The sequence below is a fragment of the Vibrio vulnificus NBRC 15645 = ATCC 27562 genome, from assembly GCF_002224265.1.
GTDB lineage: Bacteria > Pseudomonadota > Gammaproteobacteria > Enterobacterales > Vibrionaceae > Vibrio > Vibrio vulnificus.
In genome coordinates this window covers 183,092-208,816 of record NZ_CP012881.1, presented here as the reverse complement: position 1 = coordinate 208,816, position 25,725 = coordinate 183,092, and the positions used below count along the sequence as shown (strand labels likewise).

Sequence of the window (25,725 nt, the reverse complement as noted above, 5' to 3'; positions counted from 1 at the left end):
CACGCTGCTATTGGTTTTGTGCGGTTTCGTTAGGGGCTTTTTCGTCAGGAGCAAATGCCATGTTTTGGCCATTTAAAAAATATGATGTTGAGATGTCTCCAGAAGTGCATGGGGTGATCACGCTTGAAAGAGTGCCACAGGAAGGAATGACGGTTGTTCGAGAGTTGTTTTACGAAGGGTATAACAAAGGGAAAGCGATATTGGATGAGACTCAAACCAATGAACAAGGGGAGTTTTCTTTTCCCTCTATGACCATTCGTTCGAGATTGCCAGGAGATATTTTTGGTCAAAATTTCCATGTTAACCAGTTCCTTTTTGTTCAATGGAAGAACAAGAAGCTCAAACTATGGGGTGCCACATTACCGATACAAAGCGGTAGAGAAGTCTCAGAGATGCTCAGCTCTATCAGTTGTGAGTTAACTAATGTTCCCCGTATTCACGCAGTGGAAACAAGCTCAGATGAGCGTTTGCCAATATCTGTTCACTCCATTTGCGACTGGAACAGTCCGAGCATAAACACATACGTATATGATCAAAGTACAGATACCTATGTACGTTATAAGAAGACGCCGCAGCCCTTGGAAAGTATTTTTAACGCTAAACACAGAGTTAAGTTAGACGCTGAGTAATAGGTTGGTTTGTGCACTTTGTGAGCGTTGTTGTGCTTGTTTTTTCGTCAGTGCTTGGTGGGGTGTCATTGAAAGTGATTAAAACTGAAAAATTATATGCTGATTTAATATTTATGCTTTTTTGTGAATTGTTGGCTGTTTTTGTGATTACGTTCGCTAAAAATACAGTTAATCGATTAAATAGAGCGCATTTTTTATTGTTTTTTAGGAAATTTTCCTTGCCTTACTGTTTGTAATTTATATCTATTTGTAATGTTTTATTAGGAAAGTTTTGTCTTTGAGAATAATTTCGCCGCAACGGCTGGCGCTTACGGGCTAAGTCGAGTGGTGAAAAAATCTATAAAATTGATAGGACAAAATAAAAATGAAAAAAACAGTATTAGCGGTGGCGCTATCTCTTGTTGCTGGTTCTGCGATCGCAGCAGACGTAAACCAAAACGTTTCTGAGCGTGCTCGTGAGTCAATGATCGACCTAATCCTTTCTGGTGAAGAATTCTCTGTTGGTGGTCAAGTGGCTGTCGGTGGTTACTATGAAGAAGGTCGTCCTGATAGAGAGTTTTACAACGACGGTGTGACTGGTTTTGACCTATTCATCAACTACCAAAAAGGCAACGTAGTTGGTCAGTTTGCTGGTGAATTCGACCTTGCAGACAACTACTCTTCAATGGATGCTAAGTTCACTGTGATCGACACTTGGGTTGGTTACAAAACCGGTTTCGGCGTAGCGTCTATCGGTTACGCAAACGACTCTGCACTTGATGCAGTAGACGGCGCAGCTGACTTAACTATTGAGTTTGGTGCATCTGCATCTGACGCTTCTGACGTAAACCAAGTGATCAAATTTGAAGGCATGAAAGAAGGCTTCAAATACGGCATCGCTTACTACGGTGACCGCGAAGCAGACGCATCTGGTCAACGTGGTTTCAACGGTTATGTTGGTTTCAAAAATGAACAGTTCCAAGTAAACGCAGGTTACGAGAAGAACGATGAGAAAAACCATAAACCAGCAGTAGAAGGCGGTGATCTAGTTGAACAACTGTACTTGGTTAATGGTGTGATTACTCTGGGTGATATAGCGTTCGGTGCAAATGTAGCACAGCACGATACCTTTAACAGTGATGATTTTATCCTATACAGTGCATCAGTAGGCTACACTATCGATAAACTATACCTAGCAGCCGGTTACGCAGCTAAAGATTATGATCATTCAGCTAGCAAAGAGTCAGTAAACTTCGGTGGTTCTTACCAGTTCACTAACAAGTTATCTGCGCTTGTCGATATCAAAGTTGATCTGTCTGATGACAACAACAGCGATGATCTAGCAGCATTCTTCAAAGTTGCTTACGACTTCTAAGAACTTCCTTAGCAATTTATGGCCTGCGTCGCGGGCCATTTAAAGCAGGACGCTTTTTTGGCGATAATCCACTGCCTTTTCTTTGACCCTCAGGATTCGAGGGTCTTTTCGTTTTCACACCAAGTGGATACTCTTTTCGCGATACCACTCACTTTTGCTGCTTTGTTTTGATCCCGAATTGGACTGTTCCTCAGTTTGTTGCGCATTCTTTCGCAAGGGGGAAGATGACAAAAGTGCATGATTTGATGGACGATAAACTGTGGATCTCGAACAAAGTCCTCGTAATGAACCGTCAACGATTTTACTTTTGTTCGTGAGATTTCCTCCTCGGTGGTTTTAAGAATTTTATTCAGTTGAAATGCGGTGCTGCAGACCGGGTCGTGACGAATTCGCTGATAGGTTTCGAGTTCATGGTTGCTGTAGGCGCCTTGCCACCATAATTGATGTAACCCCTGAGCTTGCCAAAATGGCACCTTGAGCAGTGAATTGACGGTGGCGACGGGCTCGCGAACGACATTAATAAACAACGCATCTGGAAATATACTGGACAAATACTCCACACGTCCCGGGCCAGTAAATTTCATCGCTAAACGCGTCTTTCCTTGCGCTCGCAAATGCTGATTTAAATAAGTACGAATCCGTTGTTTTTCCTCTGTACTGGCTCTCTGGTGAAGCAAGAATCCCCGGCTGAAATCGATCTCATCACGAGTGATCTTTTGCCAAAAAGGCCATGCTTCAGCGGGTCTCGGTAGCAAGTTATTGAGTGGTAACGTGTGATTAAGCTGCGCTTTTTCGCCGGATACGTACCAAAGTGAGTTATTGGTGAGTCGGGTGAGCCAAGCAAGTGATGGTAGAGATGGAAACCACTCGCAGTAGTTGTCTGGCCAGCCCAAACTATGATGAGCCATAACAAACTCAGAAATAACGGTTGAGCCTGAACGGCCGGGACCGATAAAAATGATCGGTGCTGATAATCGAGTTTGATGATTGGGTTTGCTTGTCATCATGTTATCGTCCCATCTTAGTGTCGATTTTGTGCTTGCTTTTAGATTGAGAGCAAAGCTTGTGCCAAACGAAATTTTTATAAATAACAATTCGTTAGAGAAAACTCACTCTTAGGCGTTGAGTTCTTCTCAATTTGATAGGCAATTTGAAAATTTTTGCCAGTAAATCGTGATGAAGATAACGATTTGTAGTGCTGCTATTGATTGATAATACAAGAAAAATACAGTGAGCAGATTTCATGAAAAGCCCTTATATCTTAGGCAATCACATCCCTTTCGAGGTGAATGATGATGAACTGGAAGTGACGATAAATAACAATGAAGTTCACTTCTGCTATCACGGTATGCACAACCGTACCATCGATTATCGATTTGAACTCTTTCGTACTCCTTTCAATTTTGAAGCTCAGGCTCAGCTCTTGGGGGATGGGTTTCAAATGTTGGCGCAGACCACAGGCACTCGAGACCAAGTGACCGACATCGGTCGCTGTCCTGACAATAACCCACAATATCGCCTTTATTCACAGCATGCGTCTAAGCGTTACTATAACTACTTAGTGATTGAGGAATCACAAGGTTACACCTTGTTTGGTTTTACCTCTTGTCGGCGCTTCGCTGGCTATTTTGAGCTGGAACAGACGGGCAACCACTGGCATGTTGTCGCTTATCTTGATGGCGAACAGACGGAAATCCAAGATTGGGAAACCAATACGCTGGAATCCGTGGTGCTGTTGGAAGGAGAGTCTTTGTCTGAGCTCTATGCTGAGTTTGCACAACACATTGCAATTCATCATCCGATCAGAGCAGGGGTGAAGCAGAATGCGCCAGTAGGTTGGTGCTCTTGGTATGCCTATTATGCCGATGTGAGTCAGCAAAATATCTTGGCCAATGTCGAGCAGATGCAGGGCAGCTTAGAGTCGCTGGAGTGGGTCTTACTTGATGACGGCTATCAGGCATTTATGGGTGATTGGCTTACTCCTTCTGACAAGTTTTCAGGGGGAGTCAAACAACTGATTGCGCAGATTCGTGCGAGCGGCAAAAAACCAGCGATTTGGCTGGCGCCTTTTATTGCCCAGCCTGAATCAGAGATCTTTCGTAAACATCCTGAATGGTTTGTCAAACATGAGGATGGCTCGCTGTTAAAAGCGGAAGATATTACTTATGGCGGTTGGCGCTGCACACCATGGTATATCCTTGATACGTCAAATCCTGAAGTGCAGGAGCATCTAACTCATGTGGTAAAAACCATGCGAGAAGAGTGGGGCGTAGAGCTCTTTAAATTGGACGCTAACTATTGGGGTACGCTAAAAGGGCAGCGTTACCAAAAAGGCATAACAGGTGTTGAAGCGTATCGACTCGGAATGGAAGCCATTGCTCAGGGAGCGGGGGACGCGTGGTTGTTAGGCTGCAATGCACCGATGTGGCCTTCTTTAGGTTTGGTTGATGCCATGCGCGTTTCGGATGACGTTGAGCGCCATGCACATCGCTTCGAACAAATCGCCAAAGAGACCTTCTACCGTAGTTGGCAGCATCGAAAACTGTGGCAGATTGATCCTGACTGCGCAACGTTCACTTCGCTACCTAACCAAGGTGCACAAAGGCAAGAATACGAATTTCATCGTAATGTCCTGCTAGCGTGTGGCGGGCTATTGCTGTCGGGCGATCCACTTCCTGAGATCACGCCATTCGCCAAATCTTGTCTTGCCAAATTGATGGTTCGTCAAAAGCACAATCAGAATGCGGCGAAATTTACCGCGTTCAGTCTCAACCACGCCTTCTTGAAGCTGACCGAGAAAAACGATCTACACTGTTTGTTCAATTATGATGGCCAGCAAGACAAAGAGTTTACGTTGATCTCTGATACGCCAGTGCATTGGTACGACTACTGGACACAAGAACGCTTAAGTGATGAGCCTTGCCAGCTATTTGTGACTCAATTAAATCCTGGCTTGAATGCAAAAGCCATCGTCACAGCGTAAATTCGGTTGATCGCAAGCCTATCCAGACAAGAGCCTCACTTTATAGAGTAGAGGCTCTTTTTTTGAGATGATGGGGCGTTTGACGGCTTGTCGTGTGCAAACTAATACTCAAACAGGAAGAAGTAACCATAACCCACAATAAACGCAGGAATGGCGGAGTAAATCGTCGCGACCAAGGCCGCCTTCGGTGCCATTGCAATGGCAGGGAAGAGCGCGTCACCATCGTTTGAAATCGCATTGGCGAGCTGCGCGGAGAGCGGCGCGGCGCCTGAGAGGTATAAGCTGGTCATGAGAATTTGTGGCCCACACCCGGGCAGCATTCCCACGGCAACCCCGATGAGCGGCATCCATACCCCCAATCCCGAGAAAGTTGCATGCAAATTCAGCCCAGAAAAATAGTGAGTCAGCTCAAAAGCAAGAAACGCCAAAATCACCCAAGCACTGACGAAATTCGTGTCTTGTGCGGCTTTTTGAATTGGGTGGGAATCGATGATCTTTTCGTCTTCAGAGACGGCAGATTGATAGCTTCCGAGCTCTTTGGTTAATGCCCAAAGGAACATACTGGTGACGGCGAAGATCGCACCCATCCATTCGATGGTGTTTTCCTCAAGACCAAGCAGCAAATTCACATCCACTTGAAACGAACCAAGCAGAGCGATGACCGCAGCGGGTATCAGAAGCCATTTCCAAAATGCGCCTTGCAAGTTAATAGCTCGCTGTTCAAATGGGGTATGTGCGTCTGGCTTGTTTTGGCAACAATGTGGTTGGTTAGGTTCATCGCTCACTTTGGGCCGTAAAAAATCGTCGCCATGGAATGCGTTCACCACCATGCCAGAAAGGGTTCCGACTGCAATGCCCAACGCAATAACGCCGAGTCCAGTCACGGGTTTGGCGGCGAGCAGCAGAAAGGCGGCGTCGCCCATGGTTGAGGTTAGCACGGCGACAATCGCTCCAAAGCCAACTCGGCCACTGATGAACTGCGTTGTGACAACAATGGCTCCGCCACAGCCGGGCAGAGCGCCAAGTAAAGCGGCAAAAAAGACTTGGTAGTGGCGTGATGCGCGATAAAGTTGTGTCACTCGATTGGGGCGCGACATAAAGCCAGATAAATAGTGATAAATGGCGAGCGTGGCCGCGACGTAACAGGAGACCGCCCAGAAAGAGTCAGACAGAGTGGTCACGGTTACTTGTCGAGTCGTGTCACTGAACAGCAACACCAAAAGGGCAACAGGCAATATCAACCGTTTATGAGCGAGACGAAACTGCGTCGGTTGCAGCAATGGGTGCGTTGAGCTAAAAAATTTCGTTGCGTTCATTGTTGTCTCTAATGCAAATAAGAATGATTATCATTATATTAAAGTGAGAATTATTCGCAATAGCGAGAGGTCACTTTTCTTGATGTCAAATCCGCTCATTTCAGGTAAAGTATGCCCCTTTGTGAGCAACCCTGCTTTTTGGTTAAGCAGGAATAACGAGACTTGGATAGGAAAGATAATGATTCTAGTTGTAGGTCATAAAAACCCAGACAGTGACAGTATTTGTAGTGCCATCGTAGCCACTGAGCTGCTAAAAGCGCGTGGCGTTGAAGCGATGCCGATTCGTCAAGGCGAAATCAACCGCGAAACACAGCACATTCTTGAAGTGGCTGGTGCAGAGGTTCCTGAGCTACGCACATCTGTAGCCGGTGAAACAGTTTGGTTGGTGGATTACTCAGATCTTGCGCAAGCGCCTGATGATATCGCTGAAGCTGAAGTTGCGGGTATCGTTGACCATCACCGTCTTGGTGACGTCATGACCGTAAACCCAATGGAAGCATGGATCTGGCCTGTTGGTTGTACTAACACCGTTCTGTTCAACATGTTCAAGATTGAAGGTCACGCGATCTCTGAAAAAATCGCTAAGCTAATGATGTCTGCAATTCTGTCTGACACCGTTGGTTTTGCTTCTCCAACTTGTACGCAAAAAGATAAAGATGCAGTAGCAGAGCTTGCGCAAATTGCGGGTGTTACTGATATTGATGCGTTCACTAAAGATCTACTGATCGCGAAAACAAACATTGAAGGTCTGTCTGCGGCACAACTTGTAGAGAAAGATCTGAAAGGTTACCCATTCAATGGTCGTGACGTGGTTGTAGGCCAAGTTGAACTGGCAACGCTTGAGCAAGTTGACGGCATGATCGAAGCACTAGAAGCAGACCTACAACGTCGTTGTGATGAAGATGGCCTTGCTTTTGCCGCTGTGATGCTAACTGACATTACGACAGCTTGGACTCGCTTGATCTACAAAGGTGAGTGGTCAGACAAACTGACTAAGCATGAAAAAGATGGCCTGTTGATGATGGAAAACACGCTAAGTCGTAAGAAGCAAGGCTGGCCTTGGCTTCAAGTTGAGCTTGCGTAATCAGTCGCACAGAGTGAAAGAGTCTCGCTGGTACTAGGTGAGACTTTGCACCATAATGGAAACGCCCATTTGCCACGGCAAGTGGGCGTTTTTAATTGAATGTCGCCAAAAGGCAAAAGTGGAGAGGCGCAATGACCACACCATTATCCCAAGATCAAATTCGTACCATTAATAGTTACGATCAAGAGCAGCGTTTACGTTACTGCGTGAAGGAAATTGTCGCCCAGCGCCAAGTTTGGATCCTCACTGATGAGCACGGCTGCGTGATGCTCAACACCGAAGAGGAAGAGTGCGTACCGGTTTGGCCAAATAAAGAATTTGCCGAAGAGTGGGCCACGGGCGATTGGCAAGAGTGCCAAGCGGAATCGATCTCGCTAAACAAGTGGCACAGCCGCTGGACTCGTGGCTTAGAAGATGACGAGCTATCGGTTGTCGTGTTTCCGAGCATTAATGAGGAAGGGGTAGTGCTGTTCCCTGATGAGTTTGATTTTGAACTGAAAAAACAGGCGGCGAAGAGATAAAACGCTTTGGCCAATCACAGAAAGTAACGGTGCTATTCAGCGCCGTTTTTTCATCGCCGAATAGCAACTTGAACCTTGTTGAACCCCTCAAAGGCTACCGCTCAATAACCAATAAACTGAAACAGCTCGGTTTGTGTTGCTACATCGACGGATTGAGATAGGGTGCCATTGTCGGCAAAACGCGTGAGTAGCGTATTCAGCACGGGTTTGACTTCCGCCTCCGACATACCGGCTTTAATCTCCGGTTGATAAAGCAACTTGAGTAGGACGATATCGAGTGGTGAGAGTAGCTCTTCTGGGGAGTTGTCATTAAAAATAGAAGGGTAAGCTTGATCTGAATCGTTAGGCAGGCCAAGAACCTGCGTGACTTCTTCCACAATACAAGCGACTAATTTTCCGTGCTCGCGCGCTTTGTCGACAGGAATAACAATCGCAGCATAATAGATGGCACTTTGGCGAGTTTTAAAACCCGCTTTGCAAACCGCGCTGCCTAGATTGTTGGCAGATTGGCGTCCCATGAGACGTTTGACTTCACTTTGATAGTTCGATTCTTGGGTGAATACCCAAACAACGTTGGCTTGTGTTTTGTCGCTGGTGGTCTCAATTGAGAGGCCAGTGATGGCGGACAAGTCACGCAGGTGCATCTCTAATAGCGATTTATGTAGCGCTTTATCAGCAACCTGATGTTCAACGTACACACGTATCGGCGAGTTCCATTTGCGAACTTTCTTTTCCCCTGGACTGTATTCATTGCGCAATGCTACTTGAATGAATGCGTTACTGACAAAGGCGGGTTGAAGCCACGTTTTTTCCAGTGCATGAGTGCTTGATGTCAAGAGCATGAGAGCAATGCCAATCAGTGGTTTCACCCAAACGTTATTCATGCATTGCTCCTTGCTTCGTTGACGATTTTCTCATCGCGCTTGCAGATGGCTTCTACTTGCAGATGGCGTCTAGTAGTGAGAAGGGGTTTTGTAGAAATGGTTTTCGACCAAGCGTTGTGTAAGAGGATGCTGTGGATCGCTCAACACGATTTGCGTATCACCAGATTCCACCACTTCACCATCATGCATCACCATCACTTTATCGGTGATGTGTTTAACGATACCGATGTGCTGTGATACATAAACAAACGATACCCCCATCTCTTCTTGAAGCTCTAAAAAGAGATTGATGATCTGTGAACGCATTGCCATGTCTAAGCCGTTGAGCGCTTCGTCGGCAACGATGATAGACGGTTGTAGAATCAAGGCTCGTGCTAAGCAGACACGCTGTTTTTGCCCGGTTGCGAGCATCTGCGGATAAAAATAGGCGTGTTCGGGTAACAGGCCAACCCGCAATAGCGTGTCTTTAACACGTTTTAGGCGCGCTTCTGGTGGCATGTTGGTGTTTCGCTTGAGTGGACCTTCCAAAATACGCCCGATTTGAATACGTGGATTCAATGAGGTATTGGGATCTTGGAAAATCATCCGAATCAGTTTGCAGCGTGTGGCGTAATCTCGGTGCTCGAGTCGCTCACCGTTGACACGAATTTCGCCTGAGGTCGGTTCCACCATGCCCGCCAGCATGCGGGCTAGCGTTGATTTTCCTGAACCATTTTGGCCAATAAAACCAATGGTTTGACCCGCTTCAAGCGTAAAACTGACCGGTTTCACCGCTTGTTGTACTCTGCGCTTAAACAAGCCCGAGCGAGTAACAAAATTTTTCGACAGGTTTTCCACCTCTAACAAGGCACTCATGAATCTTTCTCCGTGTTAAGAGGGAAATGACAGCTAAACTTATGATTTTTAATGCGGCGTGCATAAGGGATCTCCACACACTGGCGCTGTGCATAAGGGCAGCGTGGTCCCAAACGGCAGCCAATAGGCAAATGCTGCAATGGCGGGATCGACCCCGGTAGAGACTGCAACTTTTGTTTGTGAGGAATCCAGTGACTAAAATCAGGCATCGCTTTCAATAGCGCAGCGGTGTATGGGTGCTTTGGCGCCTCCAAAATACTATCTGTATCAGCAGACTCTACTGATTGCCCACAGTACATTACCGTAATACGGTTAGCCCATTGGGTAATATTGGTTAAGTCGTGTCCGATGAGCAGAATCGTGGTGTTGTTCAACTGATTCATACGACTTAGTAAACGCAGAATCTGGTTCTGAGTGATTGGATCTAAGTCATTAGTGGGTTCATCGGCAATCAAGAGCTTAGGTGCAGTGGCTATTGCCATCGCAATCATCACTTTTTGACATTCACCATCTGTAAGCTCATAAGGATAGCTCTTCATTAAGCGCACATGGTCTTTAATCCCAACTTTATGGAGAAGGGCGATCGCGCGTTTCTTACGCCATTTGAAACGTTCCCACCATTTTCCGTCAAAAGTGCGCCACGGAATAGACTCAATCAACTGTTTACCCACTTCTTCTGAAGGATCGAGACAGGTCGATGGCTCTTGGAAAATCATCGCGATGTCGCGAGCAATCACCCGTCGACGTTCACTTGGTGTGAGTTGCAGCAGGTCAATGTTGCCCAATCGCATGCGGTCGGCGGTGACTTTCCAATTGTCTTTGCATACCCCAACGATGGCTTTGGCGACCAAGCTTTTACCTGAACCTGATTCTCCCACCAGACCGCGAATTTCACCTTCATTTAGTGTGAGGCTCATGCGATCAACGGCTTTTACAAGCCCTTGAGGGGTCTCAATTTCGATCGTCAAATGACGAATATCCAATAATGGCATTATTCGATCCCCGCATTGAGAGCTCGTCGCACGCCATCACCGACAAGGTTGATAACGACAACGGTAAACATGATGGAAAGGCCCGGCAGGGTAACGGTCCAAGGCGCTAGATAGATAAGTTCCACTGAATCGCCAAGAATTGCGCCCCATTCGGTGCTCGGAGCTTGAGCGCCAAGGCCGAGAAAGCCGAGAGCCGTAATATCTAATATGGCCACGGAAAGGGCTAAGGTTATCTCAGTAGCAATGACAACCAACACATTGGGTAAAATCGAGTTCCAAAGCAGGTAAAAATTGTTGGCGCCATCAAGACGTGCCGCCATCACGTAGTCTTTCTCTACTTCAGTATGTACTGCGATATAAACCGAGCGAATAAAACGCGGAATAAGCGCCAGCCCAACCGCTAACAACACGGTGAACTCGCCGACACCAAAGAATGCGACAAAGATGATCGCTAAAAGCAGCGATGGAATGGACATGACCGTATCGAGTAAGTGGTTCAACGTACTGGAAAGGAGTCCCCGTGTCATCCCGGCAAGAACACCGATGAAACAGCCAATAATCGCGGCGATGGCGGTGATGATAATCGATGCACCTAAGGTAGGTTGAGCTCCCATAATGAGGCGCGAAAGGATGTCTCGCCCCAAATCATCAGTGCCGAGGAAATATTCGACCGTCCCTGCAGGGCTCCAGGAAGGAGGGACCAGTAATTGTGCGGTTTGCTGCTGAGGATCATGCGGAACCAGCCAAGGTGCGCTGATGGTCACCAGCAACAATAAGACTAAACACCACAAGCCAAACATGGCTAAATTATTACTGCGAAAACTGCGCCAAAAACGCTCAAACTGAGTCGGAATATGCTCTTCCTGGTAAACACTATCGGTTAGCATACCATTCCTTCCTTACCAGTGGATTGATCATCGCGCCAATCAGATCGGACAAAATGTTGGCCGTGAGCACCAATGTCGCCACGACCATCACGCCCGCTTGAATCGATACATAATCTCGATTCGAGAGCGCATCTAGTAGCCAGCGGCCAATGCCCGGCCAGTTAAAAATCGATTCCGTAATGATGGCCAGCGTTAGCATGCTGGATAGCTGTACGCCAACTTTAGGAATAATGGGCGGAATCGCGTTGCGTAATACATGTTGGGTGACGATTTCTCGCGTGGTTAAACCTTTGATTCTGGCCGCACGGATGTAGTTTTGACTCATGACGTCGGCCACAGAAGCTCGCATCAAACCGATCACTTGCGTGGTTGGCGCCAGCGCCAAGACCAAACAGGGCAGTACCATATGTTCAATGACGCTCTGCAGTGCATGAGCTTTGTAAGGCCCTTTCGCAAGAAACGCATCGATGATGGCAAAACCGGTTACGTGTTGGATTTCATAAAGTAGATCGTAGCGCCCAGAGACAGGAAATATCTCGAAATGGAGAGAGAACACCATCAGCATCAATAGAGCGACCCAAAAGAGAGGGGCAGAGTAGCCGGACATAGAGACAAAAGAGATGGTGGTATCGACCCACTTTCCTTGTTTCATGCCTGCGATCGTGCCAAAAGGAATGCCGATCAAGAGCGCAACCAAAAAGGCAAAAAAACAGAGTTCCAATGTGGCGGGAAACACCACGGCTAACTCATCATAAATGGCGGCACCGCTCTTACTGACGCCAAAGTTAAGTTGCGCGAGTTCGGAGAGATAAATACTCCAACCATGCCAATATTCGGCTCGAGCCCAGACAGATTCAGGGTCTAAGCGTAAGATCGAAAAACCAACCATGGTTAAAATGGCCAGTGTAATGACAAATAAGTTAAGGCGTCTTACTGCATACCAGAACATCAATAAGCTCTCTCTACCGTGTCGAAAGGTTGGGAATTGAATGGACTGGATTTGAAGCCAATCAGCGATTTGTCATGAGCACGGAACTGAACACCGTGTGCCAAAGGAATCACAGGGAATTCCTCATTGAGAATATTTTGCGCTTGACGATATAAGTTTAAGCGATAACGATTCTTTTCGGTTTCTAACGCGAGATCGAGTAAGAAATCAAAATCACTGTTACACCACATGGCAACGTTAATCCCCGCTCTTTCAGAGCTGCAAGAAAGCAGTGGGCGTAAGAAATTATCAGGGTCGCCAGTGTCTCCCACCCAACCCGTTAGTGAAAGATCGCCTTGTGTGTGATCGGTGGTCACTCGTTCGTTTCTCTCATCGGTAATAAGGGCTAAATCGATGCCAATATCCGCAAGATTAGACTGAATCAACTCCGCAGTTTTTCTCGGGCTTGGGTTATAGACACGAGGCTCTAGTGGTACCCACATCGTTAGTGAAAGCCCCTTCTCGTAACCCGCTTCACGCATTAGCGCAAGTGCGTAGTTACGATCAAAACGCACTTTGACGCTGTCTTTTTGGTATGCCCATGAGTTAGGAGGCAACAAGGTGTAGGCCTTTGTTCCTGTTCCATAATAGACGGAATCGAGGATATTTTGTCGGTTGATCGCGAGGTTCAATGCTTGGCGCACACGCACATCTTTTAGCGCAGAATGGCTGGTATTGATGGCGATGAAAGCAACGTTCATGGCCGGCGTTGCCGTCAGTTCCATATTGGGGTTGTTTTCAATAATCGGGATCTGGCTGGAAATGGGTGAGCGCAACACATCGCACTCGTTACGCAGTAGTTTGGCAAGCGTGCCTGTACCACGTTGTGAAATATCGAACACCACCTGTTCCATTTTTACGGGGTTACGCCAATAGCCTTCGTGGCGACGTAAACGAACCAAATCGTTAATTTGATACTCGTCTAACAAAAACGGGCCGCTGCCAACGGGGTACATATCGATACGCTCTTTGGCATCTTTTGCTGCCAGTTGATTGGCGTATTCGGCAGACAGGATCACCGAGTGCGCAGTCGCAAGATTAGAAAGAAACGCAAAATTCGGACGGCTGAGAATAAACTTCACTTGGTCATCGGCAAGTGGTACCACATCCACCAAAAGGTTGGCAAAGTCTATGCCAGCAAACCAAGGGTAATTCCCGCCTCCCACGAGATGATAAGGGTGACTAGGGTCGATAATACGACGGAAACTAAACACCACGTCTTCTGCGTTAAGGGGGCGTGAAGGGGTAAACCAGTCTGTGGTTTGAAAAGCGACATTTTTGCGTAGGGTAAACGTGTATTCTGTGCCGGTTTTATTGACTTGCCAACTTTCAGCAAGGCTCGGAATGGGCTGATGCGTTTGTGGGTCAAGCGTCAAAAGGGTATCGAAAATCTGTGGGCTGAGAGTGTCTGCCGTAATACCGCTATCAATCAACTGGGGGTTGAAGGTTTTGAGATTGGTTTGCCCACAAAAAACAAAGCCAGTTTGGCGTACTTCTTTGTGGTCAATGTCTTTGCCACACCCGGTTAGTAAGCTAAAGCCTAATAATCCCAATGTGAGTTGTATTAGTGTTTTCATAAAATGAAACGTATCGTATGGATGTACGCCTTTGTCAGCGCCAAAAGATCCGGCTAATTTACCATTTTATTTACCTTGCTCCAAACAGAAATTCTTTTTTCAGCAAAGCGTTAATAATCAAAATTCCTTTGTGCTAAGTGTAACACTTAGGCGACAGTTTGCTGCTGAATCGAGCGCTAGTTTTGTCCGACCAGGGCGTACTTTCTTACCATACCTCGGAACTGATGATAGCTGAGTCCTAAAAGGTCGGCGGCTTGGCGCTGGTTAAATTTACTGGCTTCCAAGGCCTGATTGAGTAGCTTGATGTCTTGCTCTTCTTGCCACTGTTTGTAATCAATGGGGAACGAAAACTCGGTCGTTGCTGGTGGAGAGACTTGATCGTCGTTTGCCGAAATGGATGAAGTACTTGATGCATTCGGTTGGTCTTGTTCGGCCTTTTCGCTCTCCCAACCGGTAGCAAAGGGATTAAAAATCAACTCATCAATCGGATCTGGGTTAAGGCCGTGACGATAAATGGCCCGTTCTACGACGTTTTTCAGCTCTCGAACGTTGCCCGGCCAGCGGTATTGAGTCAACTGTTGATTAGCATAGGAAGTAAAGCCAACAAAATAGTCGAGTTTGAGTTCGCGGCACATTTTTATCGCGTAGTGTTCGGCGAGCAATAGAATGTCCTCTTGGCGCTCTCGCAATGGCGGTAGTGTAATAACATCAAACGCGAGTCGATCGAGCAAGTCAGCGCGAAACTGACCTTCGTCGGCCATTTTTACCAAGTCCGCATTGGTGGCACACACCAAGCGAACGTCCGCGGTCAGCGGTTGATGGCCACCCACGCGTTCGTATTCTCCGTATTCGATTACGCGCAGTAACTTCTCTTGCACCATCAAAGGGGCGGTTGCAAGTTCATCAAGAAACAGAGTGCCACCTTCTGCACGTTCAAATCGCCCTTTGTGTTTTCCCTTAGAGCCAGTAAAAGAACCGGATTCATGGCCAAACAACTCGGAGTCGATCAGACCTTCTGATAATGTGGCACAGTTTAAAGATAGGAGCGGTTTATCCCAACGTTTAGACAGGTAGTGCAAGCGCTGAGCGATCAGTTCTTTACCTGTGCCTCGTTCGCCAATAATCAAGATTGGACGCTCAATTGGTGCCAGTTTTGACACTTTGTCGAGCACAGATAGAAAGGCAGGTGATTCTCCGATCAAGTTTTGCTTCATAAGTTCCTTCTTAGTGAGCGTTTAGGGAACGAAATTGGTTAAATTCACCAATATTTGGTGAAAATCATCATAGCATAGGTTCGGTGAGAGACAAGTTGAATTATATGTTATTGAAAAATAAAGAAAATCAACTTTGGCATGCTTCTTGTTATAACGTTAATAACTAGAACACTGACTGAGTGCATTTTTAGACAAAAGCACGATATCGAGACTAATAGAGGAGTTCCATCATGGGTATTTTTTCTCGTTTTGCAGACATCATCAATTCCAATATCAGTGCGCTGCTGGATAAAGCAGAAGATCCGGAAAAAATGATTCGTCTCATCATTCAAGAAATGGAAGACACGTTGGTTGAAGTGCGTACCAACTCGGCGAAAGCCATTGCGGATAAAAAAGAGCTCGCTCGTAAAGTAGAAGCAATGGAAAGCCAAATTTCGGATTGGCAACAAAAAGCGACATTGGCGCTGACTAAGCAACGTGAAGATTTGGCGCGTGCAGCATTAATTGAAAAGCAAAAGCTACAAGACTTGATCAAAGGTTTGCATACAGAGCAAACTCTTGTGGAAGAAACCATCGAGAAACTGACTGGCGAAATTGGCAAATTGGAAACCAAAATTGCCGAAACGCGCGCGAAGCAGCAAGCTTTGATGATCCGCAATCAAACGGCTTCCAACCGTCGTGATGTTCAGCGTCATTTGAGCTCTGGTCGCACGAATGAAGCGATGGCAAAGTTTGAGCAATATGCCCGCAGAGTGGATGAGCTTGAAGCTGAAGCGGATGTGTATGCGAATACTGGCTCTGCCAAGTCGTTAGAACAGGAGTTTGCTGAACTTCAAGCCCAAGATGAAATCGAAAAAGAGCTAGCAAAGCTAAAAGAACAAGTGAACTCGGATAAAAAATAAGCTAAGGAGCCATCTATGACGACATTTATGATTGCAGGGCCATTAATCGTATTTTTGATTTTTGTCGCACCACTGTGGCTATTTCTTCACTATCGCAGTCAGCGCAAAGTAGGTAGCGGTTTGTCGGACATAGATTTGCAGAAGTTGGAGTCTTTGTCCGGTCAAGCGGAAAAACTTCAATCACGCATAGACACCTTGGAACGTATCCTCGATGCGGAAAACCCAAATTGGAGACGTCGCTATGAATAGTCGAGAGCTTTATCGTGACCCAATCAACGGCAAATTGAGTGGTGTCTGTGCGGGTATTGCGAACTACTTGGCCATTGAAGTTTGGTTGATTCGGATTCTCGTGATTTCTGCGGCGCTGTTAGGCGGAAGTTTTCTGGTTATTCTGGCGTATCTTGCCCTGACATTTATGTTGGAAAAGCAACCAATCCAGTACCAAGAAGATTTAAAAATGCGCCATGATCATAAGCTCAAAGCCAAGCCTTGGCAGCAAGGGCAAACGGCGGAATCCTTGTTGGCGATCCTTGAAGCGGATTTCAATCGAATTGAAAGCAAAGTGCGTGATATGGAAGCGTATGTCACTTCCGATACCTTCAAAGTGAACCGAGAATTTAACAAACTTTAAGTTTGTTTTAGTAAAAATAACCCTTCTTGGATAATTTTCATGAGAGCAAGGTTTAACCTTGCTCTCATTTTATTAAATTTCATATATTTACAAAGCTGTTAACTGGAACAAAATCATAGTTTCATCTAAGGTATAGAGAACATTTTCTAACAGGATGATAACCATGAGAAAAGCATTGGTTTTTCTTGCTGTCGCCACGGCATTGGGAGGATGTGGTCGAGAGCTTCCTCCTATTCCCGAGCCTGATTCGCGGCCTGCCAAGTTATTCACGGTGTCGGTGGGTGACGCCAGATTTGAGCGAACTTTTCCTGCGGTTTCTGAAGCGGGTGATAAGGCCGTTTTAACATTTCGTGTTCCCGGACAATTGCAGACCATTGACGTAACTGCAGGCCAAAGAGTGGCAAAAGGTCAGGTTTTAGCCACCTTGAACCCTGATGAATACGCTTTGCTGGCAAAACAAGCGAGAGCGAATTTTAAACTGGCGGATGTGCAATATGAGCGCTACAAAAAGCTTCGCGCCGATAAAGTGGTTTCAGAGCAAGACTTCGATCAAGCGCAAGCTAACCACAACTCTGCGCGCGCTACGTTAGAGCAAGCTGAGGCCAACCTTCGTTACACTAAGCTGATTGCACCTTATGATGGCACCATTTCTCTTATTCCAGCTGAAAATCACGAATACGTTGCGGCCAAACAAGGCGTAATGAATATCCAAACCAATCAATTGATGAAGGTGATTTTCCAATTGCCAGATCATCTATTGGGTCGCTTCTCTCAGGGGGTTGAGCCGAATGCGGTGATGCGTTTTGATGCATTCCCAGGGAGCGAGTTCCCACTGCGCTTTCAAGAAATTGATACCGAAGCGGATACCAAAACCGGCAGTTATAAAGTCACTATGATCATGGAGCGTCCTGCCGATATTGGCGTGCTCCCCGGCATGGCTGGCAGTGTCCACGTCAGTGGCAAATCTCAATCTGCCACACAAATTCCAACCTCTGCCATCTTTAAACAAGATGAGAAAAAGTATGTTTGGCGCGTGAATGATCAGAGCATTGTAGAGCTCGCGGAAGTAGAGCTTAACGACAAGCGCGAAGTGGTTAATGGTCTCAATGATGGTGACCAAATCATTATTTCTGGTGTCAGTGGTATCGAGTCAGGCATAAAAGTTCGTGAATGGGTTAAAGAGCGAGGGCTATAACGTGAACAAATGGATTGGTTTAACCGCGTTGTCCGCCGCTTTACTGTTAGCCGGATGTGGGCAACAAAATCAGCCAGCCGCTCTGGCTGACCCAAATGTCAAAATTGTCTCGTTGACTGATGAAGAGATGATCGACAGCCTCTATTTCCCCGCTGTAGCAAATGCTGCAGAACGTTCTCACCTCAGTTTTCGAGTTTCTGGGGAAGTAAGGAACTTATACGTCAAAGAAGGGGATAGGATTAAAAAAGGCGATGTGATCGCGGAACTTGATCCCACAGATTACCGCTTAGACGTGGATAACGCCCAAGCAAGGTTCTCTGTAGTGGATAGCCAGTTTAAGCGCTCGGAGCCGCTGGTGAAAAAAGGGCTACTGGCAAAATCTCAGTTTGATGAGATTGCCGCACAGCGCCAAATTGCACTGGCTGAACTGGAATTGGCAAAACTGCGCCTCTCTTTTACACAGTTAAAAGCCCCTGTTGACGGCATTATTTCACGGGTCAGTGTTGACCAATTTGAAAACGTTCAAGTTGGGCAGCAAGTGGTCAACATTCACAGTGTTGATGAAGTCGAAATCTTAATTCAGCTTCCCGATCAGCTGTATGTTAATCAGCCCACCAGAGAAAAGCTTGAGCAAGTTGATGCCTTAGTTCGCGTTCGCAGTGGGAATGAGTACTCAGCAAAAATCAAAGAGTTCACCACAGAGCCCGATCCGAAAACTGGCACTTTTACTGTCACGCTGACCATGCCGATGCCGGAAAACGAGTACATCTTAGATGGGATGGCCGTTGAGGTGACTTCACGAGGAGAAGGTGTTGGACTGGAGTTGAATTCTGGTATTCGTGTACCGATTGAGGCCATTTTTAATGCCGATGGGGATGATCTGAATCGAGAGGATAAGTTTGTTTGGGTGTTAAACGCAGACAACAGTGTTAGCAAGCGTCAGGTTGTTGTGGGTAAAGCCTCGAAAGAGAGTGCGCAAATTATTGAGGGGTTAACGCATTCAGAGCAAGTGGTGGTGGCGGGTATCGCACGACTGCGCGACGGCATTAAAGTGAATGTGATTTCTCAGGAGGCGAATAATGAGTGATAAACCAGTAGTGTCGCCTCAAAGCGATGATGAAGTAACGGGCATCGCAGCGTATTTCATTCGAAATCGTGTGATTAGTTGGATGATTTCGTTGATCTTTTTGATTGGTGGGGTGGCTGCGTTTTTTGGCTTGGGTCGTTTAGAAGATCCTGCATTTACCATCAAAGACGCAATGGTGGTGACCTCCTATCCGGGGGCCACACCTCAGCAGGTTGAAGAAGAGGTGACTTATCCGCTTGAGAAAGCGATTCAGCAATTAACTTATGTGGATGAAGTTAACTCCATTTCCAGCCGTGGGTTATCTCAAATCACCGTGACGATGAAAAACAATTATGGTCCGGATGATCTGCCACAAATCTGGGATGAATTGCGTCGTAAGGTCAATGATTTAAAAGGTCAACTGCCGCCAGGGGTGAATGCTCCTCAGGTGATAGACGACTTTGGTGATGTTTATGGCATCTTACTCGCTGTCACCGGTGATGGTTACAGTTACAAAGAACTGCTGGATTATGTCGATTATTTAAGACGTGAGCTCGAACTGGTCGATGGCGTCAGCAAAGTTTCCGTCACTGGACAACAGCAAGAGCAAGTGTTTATCGAAATTTCGATGAAGCGATTGAGTTCATTAGGCTTATCACCAACGACAGTCTTTAACCTGCTGTCAACGCAAAACGTGGTGTCTGACGCTGGTGCGATCCGAATAGGCAATGAATACATTCGCATCCATCCTACGGGTGAGTTCCAAAACGTCGATCAGTTGGGCGATCTCATTATCACCGAGAGCGGTGCTCAGGGATTGATCTATCTAAGAGATGTGGCCGATATCAAACGTGGCTACGTGGAAGTGCCGAACAACATCATCAACTTTAATGGCAAATTGGCGTTGAACGTCGGCGTTTCTTTTGCACAAGGCGTTAACGTGGTGGAAGTGGGTAAATCCTTCGACCGTCGCCTAGCAGAACTGAAATATCAGCAACCCGTTGGCATTGATATCTCCGAGATTTATAGCCAACCGAAGGAAGTGGATAAGTCGGTCAGCGGATTCGTGGTGAGTTTGGGGCAAGCAGTCGCGATTGTCATTATCGTCTTGTTGTTCTTTATGGGCTTACGCTCTGGCCTGTTGATCGGTTTGATTTTGCTGCTAACGGTACTGGGCACCTTCATCTTCATGCAGTATTTCAAGATCGACTTGCAACGTATCTCTCTCGGCGCGTTGGTTATTGCGCTAGGGATGCTGGTGGATAACGCCATAGTGGTAGTTGAAGGGATATTGATCGGCACACAAAAAGGCCGAACCCGTATGCAAGCTGCGACCGACATTGTCACGCAAACCAAGTGGCCGCTCCTTGGAGCGACGGTCATTGCGGTGACCGCATTTGCGCCTATCGGTCTGTCTGAAGATGCGACGGGTGAATACTGTGGCACTCTCTTTACCGTGTTGCTGATTTCTCTCATGCTGAGTTGGTTCACTGCGATTTCACTGACGCCTTTCTTTGCGGACATGTTCTTTAAAGGCCAGAAAGTGAATGTGTCAGAATCGGGTGAAGAAGTGGACCCGTATAACGGCATGATCTTCGTGGTATACAAGAACTTCTTAGAGTTCTGTATGAAGCGAGCTTGGTTGACCATGATTGTGCTGGTGGTGGGTTTAGGCGTCAGCTTGTACGGTTTCACACTGGTGAAACAGGCATTCTTTCCATCGTCGACCACGCCAATGTTCCAAGCCGATATCTGGCTGCCAGAGGGGACGGACATTCGAGCCACCAACACTAAGCTTAAAGCGTTGGAAAGCTGGTTGTCACAACAAGACGATGTCGAGCACATCACGACCACTGCGGGTAAGGGTTTGCAGCGTTTCATGCTGACCTACGCACCGGAGAAAAGCTATGCCGCGTATGGGGAAATCACCACGCGTGTCACCAGCTATGAAGCCCTTGATGCTTTGATGGCGAAATTCCGCCAGCACGTCAAAGAGAACTTCCCTGAGATCAACTACAAGTTAAAGCAAATTGAGTTAGGTCCAGGCGGTGGCGCGAAAATCGAAGCGCGTATCATCGGTTCGGATCCAACGGTATTACGTTCAATTGCCACTCAGGTGATGGATATCATGTATGCCGATGCAGGGGCAACCAACGTTCGCCACGACTGGCGTGAACGTACCAAAGTGCTTGAGCCACAGTTTAACGAAAGCCAAGCGAGACGTTACGGCATCACAAAGTCGGATGTGGACGATTTCCTCGCGATGTCGTTTTCGGGAATGGCGATTGGTATTTACCGTGATGGCACGACGTTAATGCCGATTGTGGCGCGCTTACCCGATGAAGAGCGTGTGGACATTCGCAATATCGAAGGGATGAAAATTTGGAGCCCGGCGTTAAGCGAGTTCATTCCTCTTCAACAGGTGACGTTAGGCTATGAATTGCTTTGGGAAGATCCCATTATTGTACGTAAGAACCGCAAACGCGTGCTGACGGTGATGGCAGACCCTGACATTCTTGGTGAAGAGACCGCGTCAACGTTACAGAAACGTTTGATGCCACAAATCGAAGCCATTCAACTGCCGCCGGGTTACTCTCTGGAGTGGGGTGGGGAATATGAATCCTCTCGTGATGCACAAGCGTCACTCTTTACCACCATGCCGATGGGTTACCTGTTTATGTTCTTGATCACTGTGTTCTTGTTTAACTCGGTGAAAGAGCCATTGATCGTTTGGTTAACAGTACCTTTGGCGGTGATTGGGGTAACAACTGGCTTGTTAGCGCTCAATACGCCATTTGGTTTTATGGCGTTACTCGGCTTCTTGAGCTTGTCTGGCATGTTGCTGAAAAACGGCATCGTACTGCTTGATCAAATCGAAATAGAGATGAAGTCAGGCAAAGACCCGTATGTTGCGGTTGTGGATGCAGCATTGAGCCGTGTTCGTCCGGTATGTATGGCGGCGATCACGACGATTCTTGGCATGGTGCCACTCTTACCCGACATTTTCTTTAAGCCGATGGCAGTCACCATTATGTTTGGTTTGGGTTTTGCGACAATCCTGACACTGATTGTCGTGCCTGTGTTGTATCGTCTTTTCCACAAGGTGGCGGTGCCGAAATAATTAATTGGCTTAGGAATCTAAACGCCTTCACTTTGTGAGGGCGTTTTTATAAGGAGTTAGATGATGTCAGAACAAAAAACATGTGCGTGGGCGATGAATCACCCTTTAGAGCGTGAATATCATGACGCGGAATGGGGTAAGCCTGTTTACGATGACACCATACTTTTTGAGTTCATTACGCTAGAAGGTGCACAGGCAGGATTGAGCTGGATTACGATCCTGAAAAAGCGCCAAGGTTATCGAGAGGCATTTGAAGGCTATGACCTCAAACGACTCGCGCAACAGGGAGAGCAAAGAGTTGAGGCGATCATTGCTCAGTACGATGTGGTGAAACATCGTGGGAAAATTGCGTCGGTGTTTAGTAACGCACGCGCGGCATTGGCGCTTCAAGAAGAGTTTGGTTCACTGTCTAACGCTTTGTGGCCGTTTGTCGACCATCAGCCGATTGTCAACCAATGGCAATCCATGGATGAAGTGCCTGCGGTCACGGAGCAATCCAAAGCGCTCAGTAAGTTTCTTAAAAAGCGGGGCTTCAAATTTGTTGGAGAAACCATTTGCTATGCCTTCATGCAAGCGGTCGGGATGGTCGATGATCATTTAATTGATTGCCCCTGTAAAGCACACCGATAAAAAACAGCCCCGCAGAGATGAGGGGCTGTTTTATATGCATAGCGGGGAGCGCCTAACGAGGTAAATCGCCGCTAGCTAAGAGAGGTTTCTCTTTCAAGAATCAATGCGTTATAACGTTCAAAACCCGCTTCGAGATCAGCAATCAGGTCTTCGACATTTTCTAAACCAATGTGCAGGCGGATTAAGGTGCCTTCAAAGTTCGGATTGGCGACAGTCCGTAAGCTTGAGAAACTCTTTGGTTCATTGGCCAAAATCAAGCTTTCAAACCCACCCCACGAATAGCCCATGTTGAAGTGTTTCATTCCATCGAGCAGCGCTGTGGTTGCTCGAGGGTATGAAGTCTTCAATACAAAGGAAAACAGGCCATTACCGCCAGTGAAATCACGGTTGAAAAACTCGTGACCAGGGCAGCTCTCCAATGCTGGGTGGCGAACATGGTCCACTTCTGGTCGGGTTGCTAGCCATTGCGCGACTTTGAGGCTGGCTTGTTCGTGTTGACGCAAACGTACGTCAATTGTTCTTAGACCACGCAGACCAAGGTAGGCATCATCCGGTGAGACGCATTGTCCCATCAAATAACTTTGCTCGCGCAACTGATCCCAGTAGGGCTCGCTCGCGACCGCGGTTCCTAGCATCACATCCGAATGGCCGACGATGTACTTCGTTGCTGCTTGAATCGAGATATCTACACCATGCTCGAAAGGCGAGAAGTTAACACCAGCCCCCCAAGTATTGTCGAGCATGACGATGATTCCGTGCTCATGCGCAATACGTGCGAGGGTAGGAACATCTTGCACTTCCATCGTAATAGAGCCGGGAGATTCCAAAAACAGTATTTTGGTATTGGGTTTGATAAGCTCACGAATGCCTTCTCCAACCATTGGATCATAATAGGTGGTTTCCACCCCCATTTTTTTCATGATCTTATCGCAGAAATCACGAGTTGGTTCGTAGCAGGTATCGACCATTAGAATGTGATCGCCGGTTTCGACGAAGGAAAGAATGGCGTTGGAAATGGCGGCGGTGCCACATGGGTAAAGTGCGCAGCCGGCACCACCCTCAATTTGAGTCATCGCTTCTTGAAAGGCGAAGTGGGTATGAGTGCCGCGACGGCCGTAAAAAAGTGTCTTGTTGGCTCGATTGACGGTCGCGTGGTGTTTGTCTGCCACAGTGTCAAAAACCACCGTCGACGCACGCTGAATTGGCGGGTTTACCACGCCATTTGTCCATTTTTTATCGCGTCCAGCGGTGACCAATTTGGTTTGCTTGCCTTCCGACATGTCAATTCCTTGTCCTATTTGAGATTTCTCTATTTAAAACACGGAGGGCATAGGCTTGGCAAGGTTTCTAAAGCAAAAACATCCCCGAATTGGGGATGTTTCATGATGCCGACTTTTGGGAAACTTATAACAGCGGATTGAACAAGTAATAGAGTCGTTCAAGAAAACGAGAATAGAGTGAGCGCTTATTCCAGTCACTTCGTTTTACTGCGTGGGATTGAGATTTGTAGTGTTGTTGTAATTGATGCATTTGTTGGGTGAAATGCTCATCATCTACCGCCAGTGTGACTTCAAAATTGAGCCACAAACTGCGCATGTCGATGTTGACCGTCCCGACGAGACAAAACTCTTGGTCGATCACAACGGATTTGGTATGCAGTAAGCCCCCATAAAACTCAAAAATTTTGACCCCAGCTTCCATCAATTCACTATAGAACGACCGCGATGCCCACTGAACCATTAAAGAATCATTCTTATGAGGAATGATCAACTGAACGTCGATGCCACGTTGGGCGGTCATTTTTAAGGTATCCAGCAAATTAAGGCTAGGTACGAAGTAAGGAGTGGTGATGGTAACCGAGTGATTTGCTTGGTTGATGGCGAGAATCAACACTTGAGAAATCAAGTTCTCCGGCATGCCGGGGCCCGATGGAACTACTTGAATTGGGTTTTGGTATTGCGTCGAGTCTAATGGGCATTCAGGTAACCGGGGGAGTTGGCGCGCCCCAGTTTCCACTTCCCAGTCCCAGCAGTGGATTGCAGATAGCACGTTCACCGTTGGGCCAGTCAAACGCACCATGATATCCACCCATTGTCCAACGCCGCTGCTTTGTTTGAAGTAGGCGGGGTCGACCAAATTCATTGAACCTGTGTAGGCAATCTCATCGTCGATAACGATGATTTTTCGGTGCTGTCTTAAATCGAGGCGACGTAGGAAAATACGCCACGGACTGACTTCTAAAGCTTGTACTACCTGAATGCCCGCATTGACCATCATCTGATGCCAATGGCTGCGGAAAAATCGTGGGCTGCCAGCGGAATCAAGCAACAGTTTGACATCCACTCCTCGTTTGGCGGCTTGGATAAGCGCGGAAGCGACAGAATCCGCTAAACCACCGGGATGCCAGATGTAAAACACCATACGAATCGAGCTTTGCGCCTTTTCAATATCACGAATAATAGAGTGAAGAATTTCTTCAGGTGAACGTTGCAGTGAAAGCGTGTTGCCACTCAGCGCTGGCAAACCAAGACGGGTGTTGCACAACTCGTCAATACGATAGATATGGCGTCCCATCGACTCAGGTGTGTGAGCTTGACAGTCATTTAATTGAGAGAACCAAGTGGCGAAAGGAGTGAACATTTCTTTTGCACGCTCGGCTCGTTTTCGGCCGAGATTGAGCTCACCAAACAGAAAATAGCAGGCGACGCCAAGCACTGGGAGAATGTAAATGATCATTAGCCATGCGAGCGAAACGCTCACGGCACGACGCTTTAACACGACACGGAACGTCACACCAGCAATCAGAACCCAATAAAGTCCGATCCCTGCGAGGGTGAGAAAATGGTAGAACTTGTCCATCGCTATCTCGTAGAAACTAGTAAACGATTCAGATAGT

23 protein-coding genes are annotated in these 25,725 nt (G+C 47.0%); 12 read left to right on the top strand and 11 right to left on the bottom strand.

Features of this window, described 5'->3' with window-relative positions; translation table 11 throughout:
- The first annotated feature begins 59 nt into the window (after positions 1-59).
- Both AOT11_RS00855 and AOT11_RS00850 read left to right on the top strand, forming a co-directional pair.
- Entirely contained in the window at positions 60-629 is a 570-nt protein-coding gene (locus AOT11_RS00855) for a DUF6795 domain-containing protein (protein ID WP_017422235.1), read from the top strand.
- Positions 630-993: 364 nt separating this feature from the next.
- Positions 994-1,983: a porin gene (locus AOT11_RS00850; RefSeq protein ID WP_017422234.1), complete on the top strand. Its 990-nt coding sequence runs from the start codon at positions 994-996 to the stop codon at positions 1,981-1,983.
- Positions 1,984-2,072: 89 nt separating this feature from the next.
- Here the strand turns inward: AOT11_RS00850 and AOT11_RS00845 are convergent, their stop codons facing one another.
- On the bottom strand, positions 2,073-2,990 hold the full coding sequence (locus tag AOT11_RS00845) for a sulfotransferase (protein ID WP_017422233.1): 918 nt from the start codon (positions 2,988-2,990) through the stop codon (positions 2,073-2,075).
- Between the two features lie 236 nt (positions 2,991-3,226).
- Here AOT11_RS00845 and AOT11_RS00840 point away from each other — a divergent pair, with 236 nt between their 5' ends.
- Positions 3,227-4,966: a glycoside hydrolase family 36 protein gene (locus tag AOT11_RS00840; RefSeq protein WP_017422232.1), complete on the top strand. Its 1,740-nt coding sequence runs from the start codon at positions 3,227-3,229 to the stop codon at positions 4,964-4,966.
- Positions 4,967-5,067: 101 nt separating this feature from the next.
- Here AOT11_RS00840 and AOT11_RS00835 read toward each other — a convergent pair whose 3' ends face one another.
- Positions 5,068-6,282 carry a putative manganese transporter gene (locus tag AOT11_RS00835; RefSeq protein WP_017422231.1) on the bottom strand — a complete coding sequence of 405 codons (1,215 nt, stop codon included), beginning with the start codon at positions 6,280-6,282 and terminating at the stop codon, positions 5,068-5,070.
- 178 nt (positions 6,283-6,460) lie between these two features.
- On the opposite strand from AOT11_RS00835, the gene AOT11_RS00830 reads away from it, so the two are divergent.
- Positions 6,461-7,366, top strand: a complete 906-nt coding sequence (locus tag AOT11_RS00830; RefSeq protein ID WP_026060830.1) for a manganese-dependent inorganic pyrophosphatase — start codon at positions 6,461-6,463, stop codon at positions 7,364-7,366.
- Positions 7,367-7,497: 131 nt separating this feature from the next.
- Positions 7,498-7,887 (top strand): DUF2750 domain-containing protein, encoded by a 390-nt coding sequence (locus AOT11_RS00825; protein ID WP_017422229.1) that lies wholly within the window; start codon positions 7,498-7,500, stop codon positions 7,885-7,887.
- 101 nt (positions 7,888-7,988) lie between these two features.
- Here the strand turns inward: AOT11_RS00825 and AOT11_RS00820 are convergent, their stop codons facing one another.
- The 7 genes from AOT11_RS00820 to pspF all read right to left on the bottom strand — a co-directional run bounded on the left by AOT11_RS00820 (position 7,989) and on the right by pspF (position 15,284).
- On the bottom strand, positions 7,989-8,771 hold the full coding sequence (locus tag AOT11_RS00820; protein WP_017422228.1) for a DUF2927 domain-containing protein: 783 nt from the start codon (positions 8,769-8,771) through the stop codon (positions 7,989-7,991).
- A 69-nt stretch (positions 8,772-8,840) separates the two neighbouring features.
- The gene (locus tag AOT11_RS00815) at positions 8,841-9,626 is read right to left on the bottom strand and encodes a peptide ABC transporter ATP-binding protein (RefSeq protein ID WP_017422227.1); all 786 of its coding nucleotides are present in this window, start codon (positions 9,624-9,626) and stop codon (positions 8,841-8,843) included.
- Positions 9,623-10,618: a peptide ABC transporter ATP-binding protein gene (locus tag AOT11_RS00810; RefSeq protein WP_026060829.1), complete on the bottom strand. Its 996-nt coding sequence runs from the start codon at positions 10,616-10,618 to the stop codon at positions 9,623-9,625. Before AOT11_RS00810 ends, AOT11_RS00815 begins: the two co-directional genes overlap by 4 nt.
- Positions 10,618-11,505 (bottom strand): putrescine export ABC transporter permease SapC, encoded by an 888-nt coding sequence (sapC, locus tag AOT11_RS00805; protein WP_017422226.1) that lies wholly within the window; start codon positions 11,503-11,505, stop codon positions 10,618-10,620. The genes AOT11_RS00810 and sapC overlap by 1 nt, the downstream gene beginning before the upstream one ends.
- Positions 11,492-12,454 carry an ABC transporter permease gene (locus tag AOT11_RS00800; RefSeq protein WP_026060828.1) on the bottom strand — a complete coding sequence of 321 codons (963 nt, stop codon included), beginning with the start codon at positions 12,452-12,454 and terminating at the stop codon, positions 11,492-11,494. Before AOT11_RS00800 ends, sapC begins: the two co-directional genes overlap by 14 nt.
- On the bottom strand, positions 12,454-14,070 hold the full coding sequence (locus AOT11_RS00795; RefSeq protein WP_017422224.1) for an ABC transporter substrate-binding protein: 1,617 nt from the start codon (positions 14,068-14,070) through the stop codon (positions 12,454-12,456). Before AOT11_RS00795 ends, AOT11_RS00800 begins: the two co-directional genes overlap by 1 nt.
- Before the next feature lie 176 nt (positions 14,071-14,246).
- Positions 14,247-15,284, bottom strand: a complete 1,038-nt coding sequence (gene pspF, locus AOT11_RS00790) for a phage shock protein operon transcriptional activator (protein WP_026060827.1) — start codon at positions 15,282-15,284, stop codon at positions 14,247-14,249.
- 230 nt (positions 15,285-15,514) lie between these two features.
- Here pspF and pspA point away from each other — a divergent pair, with 230 nt between their 5' ends.
- From pspA to AOT11_RS00755, 7 genes are all read left to right on the top strand, one after another.
- Positions 15,515-16,186, top strand: a complete 672-nt coding sequence (gene pspA / locus AOT11_RS00785) for a phage shock protein PspA (protein ID WP_017422223.1) — start codon at positions 15,515-15,517, stop codon at positions 16,184-16,186.
- Positions 16,187-16,201: 15 nt separating this feature from the next.
- On the top strand, positions 16,202-16,435 hold the full coding sequence (gene pspB / locus AOT11_RS00780) for an envelope stress response membrane protein PspB (RefSeq protein WP_011080700.1): 234 nt from the start codon (positions 16,202-16,204) through the stop codon (positions 16,433-16,435).
- Complete coding sequence (pspC, locus tag AOT11_RS00775) at positions 16,398-16,817, top strand: envelope stress response membrane protein PspC (protein WP_017422222.1); 420 nt, start codon at positions 16,398-16,400, stop codon at positions 16,815-16,817. Before pspB ends, pspC begins: the two co-directional genes overlap by 38 nt.
- Positions 16,818-16,980: 163 nt before the next feature.
- A complete protein-coding gene (locus AOT11_RS00770) occupies positions 16,981-18,012 on the top strand; it encodes an efflux RND transporter periplasmic adaptor subunit (protein ID WP_026060826.1) in 1,032 nt (343 codons plus the stop codon).
- A complete protein-coding gene (locus AOT11_RS00765) occupies positions 17,984-19,099 on the top strand; it encodes an efflux RND transporter periplasmic adaptor subunit (protein ID WP_017422220.1) in 1,116 nt (371 codons plus the stop codon). The genes AOT11_RS00770 and AOT11_RS00765 overlap by 29 nt, the downstream gene beginning before the upstream one ends.
- Positions 19,092-22,199, top strand: a complete 3,108-nt coding sequence (gene vmeI, locus AOT11_RS00760) for an efflux RND transporter permease subunit VmeI (protein WP_017422219.1) — start codon at positions 19,092-19,094, stop codon at positions 22,197-22,199. Before AOT11_RS00765 ends, vmeI begins: the two co-directional genes overlap by 8 nt.
- 60 nt (positions 22,200-22,259) lie before the next feature.
- The gene (locus AOT11_RS00755) at positions 22,260-22,829 is read left to right on the top strand and encodes a DNA-3-methyladenine glycosylase I (protein WP_017422218.1); all 570 of its coding nucleotides are present in this window, start codon (positions 22,260-22,262) and stop codon (positions 22,827-22,829) included.
- A gap of 71 nt (positions 22,830-22,900) precedes the next feature.
- Here AOT11_RS00755 and AOT11_RS00750 read toward each other — a convergent pair whose 3' ends face one another.
- Positions 22,901-24,109, bottom strand: coding sequence for a cystathionine beta-lyase (locus AOT11_RS00750; protein ID WP_026060823.1), 1,209 nt, complete (start codon positions 24,107-24,109; stop codon positions 22,901-22,903).
- A gap of 124 nt (positions 24,110-24,233) precedes the next feature.
- A complete protein-coding gene (cls, locus tag AOT11_RS00745; protein ID WP_017422217.1) occupies positions 24,234-25,688 on the bottom strand; it encodes a cardiolipin synthase in 1,455 nt (484 codons plus the stop codon).
- Positions 25,689-25,725 lie beyond the last annotated feature (37 nt).